At 39.1% G+C, this 9966-nt stretch carries 8 protein-coding genes and 1 other annotated feature; of the genes, 4 read left to right on the top strand and 4 right to left on the bottom strand.

Annotated elements, in window-relative coordinates:
* Positions 1-259 precede the first annotated feature (259 nt).
* Positions 260-492, bottom strand: a binding site (T-box leader).
* Positions 493-1346: 854 nt separating this feature from the next.
* The 4 genes from LRP84_RS15195 to LRP84_RS15180 all read left to right on the top strand — a co-directional run bounded on the left by LRP84_RS15195 (position 1347) and on the right by LRP84_RS15180 (position 5518).
* On the top strand, positions 1347-2198 hold the full coding sequence (locus LRP84_RS15195) for an FAD binding domain-containing protein (RefSeq protein WP_230575854.1): 852 nt from the start codon (positions 1347-1349) through the stop codon (positions 2196-2198).
* A 12-nt stretch (positions 2199-2210) separates the two neighbouring features.
* The gene (gene pucD, locus LRP84_RS15190) at positions 2211-4466 is read left to right on the top strand and encodes a xanthine dehydrogenase subunit D (RefSeq protein WP_230575853.1); all 2256 of its coding nucleotides are present in this window, start codon (positions 2211-2213) and stop codon (positions 4464-4466) included.
* Entirely contained in the window at positions 4457-4936 is a 480-nt protein-coding gene (locus LRP84_RS15185; protein ID WP_098309835.1) for a (2Fe-2S)-binding protein, read from the top strand. The genes pucD and LRP84_RS15185 overlap by 10 nt, the downstream gene beginning before the upstream one ends.
* 111 nt (positions 4937-5047) lie before the next feature.
* Positions 5048-5518, top strand: a complete 471-nt coding sequence (locus tag LRP84_RS15180; protein ID WP_230575852.1) for a nucleoside deaminase — start codon at positions 5048-5050, stop codon at positions 5516-5518.
* 570 nt (positions 5519-6088) lie between these two features.
* On the opposite strand, the gene LRP84_RS15175 is transcribed toward LRP84_RS15180, so the two are convergent.
* The 4 genes from LRP84_RS15175 to LRP84_RS15160 form a co-directional block, all read right to left on the bottom strand.
* Positions 6089-8401 (bottom strand): M20/M25/M40 family metallo-hydrolase, encoded by a 2313-nt coding sequence (locus tag LRP84_RS15175; protein WP_230575865.1) that lies wholly within the window; start codon positions 8399-8401, stop codon positions 6089-6091.
* Positions 8402-8470: 69 nt separating this feature from the next.
* Positions 8471-8650, bottom strand: coding sequence for a hypothetical protein (locus LRP84_RS15170; protein WP_230575851.1), 180 nt, complete (start codon positions 8648-8650; stop codon positions 8471-8473).
* Positions 8651-9145: 495 nt separating this feature from the next.
* Positions 9146-9562 (bottom strand): hypothetical protein, encoded by a 417-nt coding sequence (locus tag LRP84_RS15165; protein ID WP_230575850.1) that lies wholly within the window; start codon positions 9560-9562, stop codon positions 9146-9148.
* Entirely contained in the window at positions 9559-9942 is a 384-nt protein-coding gene (locus LRP84_RS15160) for a hypothetical protein (RefSeq protein ID WP_230575849.1), read from the bottom strand. The genes LRP84_RS15165 and LRP84_RS15160 overlap by 4 nt, the downstream gene beginning before the upstream one ends.
* Positions 9943-9966: the final 24 nt, after the last annotated feature.

Below are 9966 nucleotides of genomic sequence, written 5' to 3'. Positions count from 1 at the left end.
GTTAATACCCGTGGTTCCACCCAGATTCCCATCGTACTTCATAAAAAGCAGCGATGGCTCCATGCGCTGTAACGTAGCGTCTACGGTATTGGATACTATGTTTCCCCAATACAGCTCCAAGGTGGTAAGTTATTCTCCTGCGTTTAGGAAGATCTCAGCAATTCTTCCTTCTCTGTAAAACCGTAAGAATACCTCGTGTCCTTTTCATTGCCAATTGTTATATGGAATTGAAAAAAATAAAAAACGCACTCATCCCTAAAACAGGGACGAGTGCGTTAATACCCGTGGTTCCACCCAGATTCCCATCGTACTTCATAAAAAGCAGCGATGGCTCCATGCGCTGTAACGTAGCGTCTACGGTATTGGATACTATAATTCCCCAATACAGCTCCAAGGTGGTAAGTTATTCTCCTGCGTTTAGGAAGATCTCAGCAATTCTTCCTTCTCTGTAAAACCATAAAGAATATCTCGTGTCCTTTTCGTAGCTTTTTTATAGCATTAGTATGTTGATTCATAATATACAATATTTAAATTGTTTTTGCAAATCTGTTTTTAGATAAATTGTGACCTTTTTTGGAATTTTTCTTTGTTTGTACTATTGCTGTAGATGACTAGGAGGTTCGCAACATGTATTTTATATATATCATATGTAAAAAGGAAACTTATTTTACAAAAAATCTCAAAAAATAAGCGGTAAATATTTGAATTCTGATATACTACAAAAAATATCAGAAAAGAAAGAAAATAATTAGTGTAGGGGAGGATGAAAAGGTATGTCAATTCTAGAAAGAATTCGAGAAAATGTCTCACAAGTGATTGTAGGAAAAGAAGAGACGTCCGTTTGAAACGATTCAACGATGGTTATCTCGTATAAAGAGAGGCGATGAAATTATATCTATTTACGAGCAGGTACGTTATGGGCGGAAAATTAGTTCCAGAGAAGAAATACACCGATTGAAAAAATGGACAGAAGAAAACTGAAAACAAAAACATCCTAAACTACTCTGTAAAATAAAGAAATGACAATAGCTATCCTCTCTTACAAAAACAAGAGGATTTATATAATGTTACATATTATATAAATATTGGTACATCGCTTATTGAAAGTGGTGGACTTTTTTAATTTTATAGACCTCTGTATGACCTTTTTGTAATGGCACAATGCGAAGAGAGAGAAAAGACCCAAGTGAATAATCTTCACTTGGGACGTGATTTAAGTCGCGTTAGCGATTTTGTTCTTGCTATTAACTAGAAAATGAAGATTCCCAGAAAGTAAGTTGTTCTTTTTTTTAAACTTGGTTAATATTTTATGTTGTAGGAAAATGTCTGGCAGAGGTGATGTCAAGTTGGACGGGAACACTAAGATCACTTTTTCACCAAAGATTTGGATTCCAAAACAGATTGAAGAAGCATGGAAATTAAAACAAGAACTTGGCCAAGAGGCCATTTTTATAGCTGGAGGAACATGGATTCAGCTTCGCTGGGAATCGGGGGAGAAGCTTCCCAATCATATCATTCATCTTGGGAAAATCGATGCATTAAATAAGGTTCAGCTGTCAGCTGACCAAACCTTAAGTATTGGTACATTCACCACCTTAGCAGCCTGCCGCAGCCGCCCTGATATCCAGAAGTACTGGCCGATTTTAGCAGAAGCCGCTCGAAATGTCGCATCTCCAGCGGTACGAAATAAAGGTACGATAGGCGGGAATATCGCATGCGGCTTTGGAGATATCATTCCAGCCCTGCTGGTGTTGGGTGCAACTATTACTTGGTTTGATGGCTCCGACTATATAACCGATGAGGCAGGCAATTTTTTAAAGAATTCCTCAGCCAAAATTGTAACGGAAATTCATTTACCAAAATCCCCAAAAACTAAAACCTTTTATAAAAAAATTGGCCGGCGTGAAGCCTTTACACCTTCCCTTTTGACGGTTGCCGGTACACTCGCAATGAATGAACGAAATAAAATAGAATATGTTCGACTTGCGGTTGGTGGAGGAGTCATCGTTCCTTCCCGTTTACTAACATGTGAAAGCATGCTCCAAAATCAAGTGCCAAATGAAGAGTTATGGCAAAAAGCACATGCACAAATCCTCCAAGAATTCCAGCCGCTAACAGACCGTTTTGCTTCCTCTCACTATCGTAAATTAGTTGCTGCTAATCTATTAATTGCCGGTCTAACCGAATCGTTATCTTAAGGGGGGAGTGCTTTGCATCTTAATCGTGAATCATCAGGCGAAAACTGGCGGGTAAGACCTGATGGGGTAGAAAAAGTAACAGGCACCTTAAAGTATCTTACTGATTTAACGTTTCCAACTATGTTATTTGGAAAGATTATGCGCAGCCACTATCCACATGCAAGGATTATAGCCATTCATACAGAAAAGGCGAAAAAACTGAAGGGAGTCCATGGGGTTTTAACCTATAAGGATATACCTGGGTTAAATGGGTTTGGTATTCTCGACCCGAATCAGCCTGTCCTATGCCATGATAAGGTTCGGTTTATCGGTGATGCTGTCGCGGCTGTAGCCGCTGAATCCAAAGAGATAGCCGAACAAGCCTTAAAGTTAATTGAAGTGGAGTATGAAGTTTTCCCGGTAGTCGATGACCCAGAGCTATCGCTGTTACCGTCAGCACCTCAAATTCATGAAAAGGGAAACATCCTCCACCGTTCATCCTTTAAAAAAGGAGATTTGGATGAAGGTTTTAAAAATTGCGAGTTTATTATTGAAGAAACGTATGATACTCCAAGGCAAATCCATGCTTATATGGAAACGGAAGGAGGAGTGGTAGTTCCTGATAAGGATGGCGGGATCATCGTCTACATGGGGACGCAACATGGCTACTGCGACCGCTTTCAGCTTTCGAGAATTTTAAATCTCGATGAAACCAAAATACGGGTTGTCTCAAGTCCGATGGGCGGCTCCTTTGGAGGAAAAGATGAATTAAATGTTCAGTCATATGGGGCATTGCTCGCGCTTCACACGGGCTATCCTGTAAAAATCCATCAAAATCGGAGGGAGTCGATACAGTCAGGAATAAAGCGGCACCCGATGTGGATTAAGATGAAAACAGGTGTGGATCGTGATGGAAATATTTTAGCGCATGAAGCTACTATCATTGCTGATACGGGAGCATATGCGACACTCGGCCTTACAGTATTAGAGTGTGCGGTTGAAAATACAGTCGGACCTTATTTGATTCCAAATATCAATATTGATGGCGTATCTGTTTATACGAATAACGGTGTATCAGGAGAATTTAGAGGGTTTGGCAGCAACCAAGTTGTTTTTGCACTCGAAGGGCAGCTTGATCGGTTAGCTGAAAAATTAAAGATGGACCCAATTGAATTGAGAGAAAAAAATATTAAGAGATTAGACGGATTAGGTGCTCTTGATCAAACCATTGCACCAACGGATGGAGCAAAAGAAGTCTTGGATGCCATCAAACAGTCTAACATTTTACGGATGAAAAAAACGGATAATGGTAAATGGAAAAGGAGAGGTGCAGGGATTGCGATAACCATTCTCGGCCAAGGATTGGGTCACGGGATTCCGGACCCAGGGGCAGGGTGCATGTCAATCAGTAAGGATGGCAAAATTGAAGCAGCTTTTGGTGTAGAAGAGGTGGGTCAAGGGGTATTGGCTGTCATTGAAACCTTACTTATGAAAGCCTTTAAATGTGGAAGTGATGATCTCAATATTGTAATCGGGGACACGGAGAAGGTTCCACATTCCGGTTCGACAACGGCATCAAGGGCAACAACCATGATTTGGTTAGCCATTGAGAAGATGAGGGAATCCTTTGAAAGTCAAATTCTTCAGCGTGCATCACATATGACGGGACTTCCAAAACAGCAGTTGTGTCTAGGTCCAGGTGGAATATGGAGGGAGTCGAAGCTGATCGTCTCTTATGTTAATTTAGCAGGTCAATTAAATGAACCTATCGAGGTATCGGTTGAATTCCCTTATCCACAATCCAATGATACCGTGCCAAAAGGACGCTACCTTTATTCTTTTGCAGCTGTTGCAGCTGAAGTTGAAGTTGACCTATTAACAGGGAAGGTTACTGTTCTTGGTTTGGACCAAGCGATCGCTGCAGGCCCGGTCGTTAGTCCAATGGGGTATCTCGGTCAAATTGAAGGAAGCGGGGTGATGTCCATTGGTTACACGCTAACGGAGGATTGTCCAATGGAAAAAGGAAAGTACGTAACTGAGAATTTTGACACATATTTAATTCCGACGATTTGCGATGTTCCTCCCGATATGAACGTGTACGCCATTGAAACTGTCCAGTCAGGAGACACATTCGGACCAAAGGGGATTGGAGAAATTGGAACAGTAGCGGTTGCCCCGGCGATTGCCAAAGCGATTCATGATGCGATTGGGTATTGGTGTAACCGAATTCCTGTTTCACGGGAGGAAATTTTACAGGCAGTGGAAAAGGAGGGGAGAATTTGGACGTAATCATTGAGGTTCAGTTTAAAGTAAATGATCAATCGGTAAATCTTGGGGTCCCACCTTTACGCCGTTTGAACGATATTCTTCGCGAGGATCTTGAAATGACTGGAACCAAAATCTCCTGCGGGATCGGCCGCTGCGGTGCATGTACTGTCTTAATGAATGGTCAAATGGTTAACTCTTGTTTAGTGATGGCGTTTCAATTAAATCATGTTGAAATCGTAACGATAGAAGGACTTGACGGTGAAGAAGAACTCGATCCGATACAGAAAGCTTTTATGGAAGAGGGCGGCTTTCAATGTGGGTATTGTACACCTGGGATGATTTTAGCAACAAAAGCATTGTTAGAAAAACATCCTCACCCAACCCAGGAACAAATCCTAGAAGGACTGTCTGGTAATCTATGCCGCTGCACGGGATATGGGGGAATCCTTCGAGCAGTAAAATCCATTTCCAATGCCATTTCCGGTGCCTGATACCGTTCGTGGACAAAACGTTCATTTTGTACGCCTCGAGTGGACGTTTGTTGAAAAGTAGATATTTCGTAAGAGCGACAGCAAGGATGTTTTATGAACAGGGGGGAGTTTGTGAGAGAAGAAAGATTTATGAAGATGGCAGTAGACATTGCCCTTGAAAATGTTATGACAGAACACGGTGGCCCGTTTGGAGCCATTATTGTGCGAAAAGGCAAGATCATTGGAATTGGCCGTAATGAAGTGACAGCAACGAACGATCCGACCGCACATGCTGAGATGCAGGCGATTCGCGCAGCCTGTAAAGAATTAAATAGTTACCAATTGACAGATTGTGAGATTTATACGAGCTGCGAGCCTTGCCCGATGTGTTTCGGAGCAATCTATTGGGCGAGACTAACATCAATCTATTATGCGTGTACAAAAACAGAAGCTGCTGGAATTGGATTTGACGATCAGTTTATTTACGAACAACTTGCGTTACGATTCGAGGAGCGAGCGATACCAATGAAACAAGTACGGCCAGAAAATTACACGATACCATTCAAAATTTGGAAAACCTCAATTAATAAGGCGGAATATTAATAAAGGGTGTCAGGCACCGTTAGGGACAAATGTCCTTTTCTGGTGCCTAACACCCTTTAATAGTTACTCGAAGCTTGGTGACATGCAGGGAGTCGATTTGGCTAAATAAGAAGCCTTGTTTTTCAAGGATGGGCAAGCTCATATAACTGGTATCAACCATTAATAACTGAAAGTTGTCTCTTGCAGTTATGATTGTGGCTTTAAAACAAAGTTTGATAATTTATAAAAAAGTCTGATCGTTTAAAATAAAGATTGGTAATATGTAAAAAAGTTTGATCAAAATCCTGTGTTGATGTGCAGGATTTTTTCTTATTCAGCAATCGGGCCAGATTGTTGAGGAAGAGTTGCCGATTTTACAGAAGGTAAATTAGTTTAAGATTAATGGTGGTGAACCGTATCATAAGTAATTGAGTTTTATTGTTCAAGTTTTACCATTTAAATGGCATTCATTATTTAATTTCCATTCAAATACCTCCCGATGTTTTACAAGCAGTCAATCGTATTAAAAGGCCGACATATACTAGTTTGGAGAATCAAACATTGTATATGTCGGCCTTTATTTAATGGTCATTAATGTTTAATCGTTTTCATGATGTATGAATTATCCCCATAGGTACTGTATTTTGAAGACCGTTCCCCTTTTGATTCTGGAATGCTGTAAGAACGATCGGCTATCATCCACTCTATAGAATCCTTAGCATTTACGGTTACCTTTACATGTAACTCTTCGGCTTGACCTAGAACGTAATTGAATTCAAATGGCGATTCCTTTGTGAATTCTTTTTGCTTCAACTCCACTTCTTTTCCATTGATGATCAGTTGAGATACATTCATCGTTGAAAAAGACTCCATTAACAATTCTTCAGCATTGCGATTCGTTTTCAATTGGTATTCTATTGTCCGCTTGGCACCTTCAACCTTATCAGATAATACCGTCACACTAGGTGCTTCCATGCTATATAAATCAGCCTGGGTATAACTTGCATCCCAGTTTAAAATAGGAAAAAATTCTGACGTATGGCCTTTCTTCACATTTTCATTAATATAATTCGATGTATATTCATCTAATGGCTGACGGGCCGCCCAATATGCTTTGTTCGAATCTGCATCCATAAAATAAGCAATATCGCTTGCTTGTGGATGTTCTGCTGTCGGCATGTTATTTAGGTTGATACTGTTAGTGATCATGACCAATAATCCTGTAACTAAGAAGATGGATGGTATCACCCAATTGAATTTTATTTTTAAGGTGGTGAAAATAGATACCAGCATGGCACCTAAAAGAGAAACAAGGACCATGAGCACACCAGCCATATGCATGGATATGAGTCCTTCAAAGAGATAAATAACTGGTGATAGAATAAGAAATGCCGGGATGGCAAAACCAGCTGTAACAAGATAACTCTTCCATGAATGCTCATCTAAACGAATCAAAATATTGACGCAGATTAGAGCAAATAATAGTGGCCACGCAAACACATAACTGCCTGCTTGGAGCAGAAAACTCGAGGCAGCTAAAAGGATTAACCAAAGAAATAAGGCACCCATCATTAAGCTGCCTGCTTTGATTTTTTTATGAGCCAACCCATAAAGGATAGTCAAGAAAGCAAAGATAATAATGGAAAAACTGATGAAGTAAAGGGTACCAACCGTCTTATCGGTTCCCATTAACCATTCTTGATCCGTAAAAATAAAGGTGAGTACGGACCATAATCCTGATCCGATGGCAAAAGACCCGATGATGCCAATAATGAAAACAAGAAAACCTGCAAATGTTCCAAGAAGGGATAGTTTCTTAAGCCAATATCCATGTACGGCCGTAACGGCAAAAAGAATAACCGCCAACAGCATAATCGGAATGACAAGTTTGTCTGAGTAGGTAATCATGTTGGAACCCAAAATGTTAAAGAAAACTTGATTCCCTTCATGAGTTTGAGTGAGATCGACGTTTCCAAAATGGGTGACAAGATGTAACATATATTCGCCGTGATGCTGGAGACTTTCTAAACTTAGCTCTTGAAAGTTATCGCTGGTTGTATGATAATGGCTAACCCCATCACCAAAGGCAAAATTTAATCCTTTAAGACCGGCTTCTTTAAACACGCTGAAATCAGTATCATTTGGCATTTGCTTATATAAACTATAAAGGAAGGAATGAGCGACAGGTGTGTAAGTACCTTGAACGAACTCCTTAACTAGCCAACTATTGTTATCACTTGTTTCAAACATAAAAGAGGGACCTTCGTTTCCCCGTGCCTCAAAGTTTAACACTAATCCGACATCATTTACCCAAGGATGTCCCTCTACAAATGCTTTTGCTCCAAGTAATCCATTTTCTTCTCCGTCTGTTAAGAGTATAATGACATCGTTTTGAAGAGGTGCCATTTCCTTTAAGGCCCTTACTGTTTCTAAGATGGCAGCCACTCCGGCGCCATCATCGGCTGCACCTGGTGATCCTGGTTCAGAATCATAATGTGCAACAAGCATAATCGCTTTTGTAGAGGTCGTTCCTTCTATTTTGGCAACAATGTTTTCCACTGTGCCGCCTACTATCCATCTGCCAATACTATTTAAAGAATTGGCTTTTTGGATTTCAGGATTTAATCCTAACTCTTCTAAACTGTGAACAAGATAGTCTCGAACTCTGTCATGTTCTACTGATCCAAGAGGATGTGGTTTTACAGCAAACTCTTTTAAATGGGAGAGTGCTCTCTCTGCAGAAAACTCATTTGCTGAACCAGTAGCTGGTACAACCTTTGGTGGCTGAAGTTGTAATAAACTCACAAAAATAGTTCCAATAAGAATAGCCACAACAGCAATGAAAATAAGTGCATTTTTTTTCGTGTCTTCACGAGCTTGTAGCTTCGTTTGGGTAGATGGCACTGGTTCCAATTAAATTTCCTCCTTAAAGTTGAGAAAAATTTTTTCTAGCGAAGTATAAAGTGTAAACAATCAACCAGGGACGATTTTAGATAAAGCAAGTAAATTCAAGTTTTGGCAGCTTCCTTTTTTCATGACTGCCGTATTTCCGTTATTATTCTTGGTAGTATAAGATTGAATTTTGTTCTTTTGGATTAAGCGTGGTGGTTTGTTCTGTTCTTTGCCTTGCTCTTGGTTTGTTGATACCTGCATTATATAGTCTCTATATTTATAATGAGATGATGAAATAAAATATACCTAGTTAAGTATCTTATTTAAGCAATCGGGGGCAATTCTCTAATATGAATTGTGCCTTTTCTTTTGGTATAGGGCGCTTTAATGGAGGAAAGATCACAAAAATGATCATACTTTTTTATGAAAGATAAATAGTCGATCTCAAAAGTGGAATCCATTTTGATCAATCTTTTTTCAAAATGGATTCTTTTTCTTTATCGTAAAATATGGGTTTGCGCGATACTTTTAATCAAACTTTATTTCAAAGCTACAACTAAAAAAGTAGTATTTCAATGTTTTTGGTTGTATTAATTTACAATATTTGTCTCAATGTATAAAATCCGCGAAATGACGGCAGCACCCTTTCAATAAAAATGTGAATAATTACAAAAAATATGGTTTCTGGTAATGAAACTTAGTAGTTTATAAGCACTACTTTGCGGTCTATGACAGCAACCCTGTCACTACCCCTAATTAGCATGGAAGGTTATAGAAACTATCGATCAATTCTGCAAAGTCATAAAGTAAATTTTCTAAGTCTTTTCTTTTAATAAATGAGTCCTTATAGAAAGAATAATCTGGTTCATAATCTTCGAGCGCATCATAAATGGAAGCGCCGATATTATAGTTTATATTATCTATCGGGTTATTATTTTTGTAATATTCAAGTGTCTCTTTAAAAGCATCAACGACATAGTATAGTTGAAATAAGGAGACAAGTACCATTGGTTCCATTTCTAATGAAACATTTAACACTGGACCATCTTCTTCTACCAACTTATCAAAAATCATCTCATTTCCGACATAATAGCACGTATAATCATCTATTAACCTTAACCGTCCTGCTACAAGATTCTTGGCATCTTCTATTGAAAGCATGTTCTTACTCATTCTTCATCCCAACTTGCATCTGCAATTCTACAATTAACACATAGCGCATCTTCATGTATGTATGCAGCATACATATCCTCCCAAGGAATATCCCTATTGTGACCAGTACATGGTTTATTAACGAAGAATTTTTCACCAACGCCGTACTCATAGAAATGTTTCCATTCGTAAATTGACAATGTATTAGGACTTGATTCCATCAGTATATTGGAAATTTGAATAGCTTTCTCGTCTTTAATATCTCCATCATCAATTAACGCTTTTAATAATCTAACAAAAGCATCATACTCGATGTCTGGTTTTTTTCGATCATTGTTTCGATTGGAGTAATCCTTTACTAACCGATCCTTTAATTTTTGTTCCTTTAATGTTAACTTCATGATATTTCCTCCTAATTCTACTTC

The organism is Bacillus rhizoplanae (assembly GCF_917563915.1).
Taxonomy (GTDB): domain Bacteria; phylum Bacillota; class Bacilli; order Bacillales; family Bacillaceae_G; genus Bacillus_A; species Bacillus_A rhizoplanae.
This window is presented reverse-complemented; position numbering and strand designations above follow the sequence as displayed.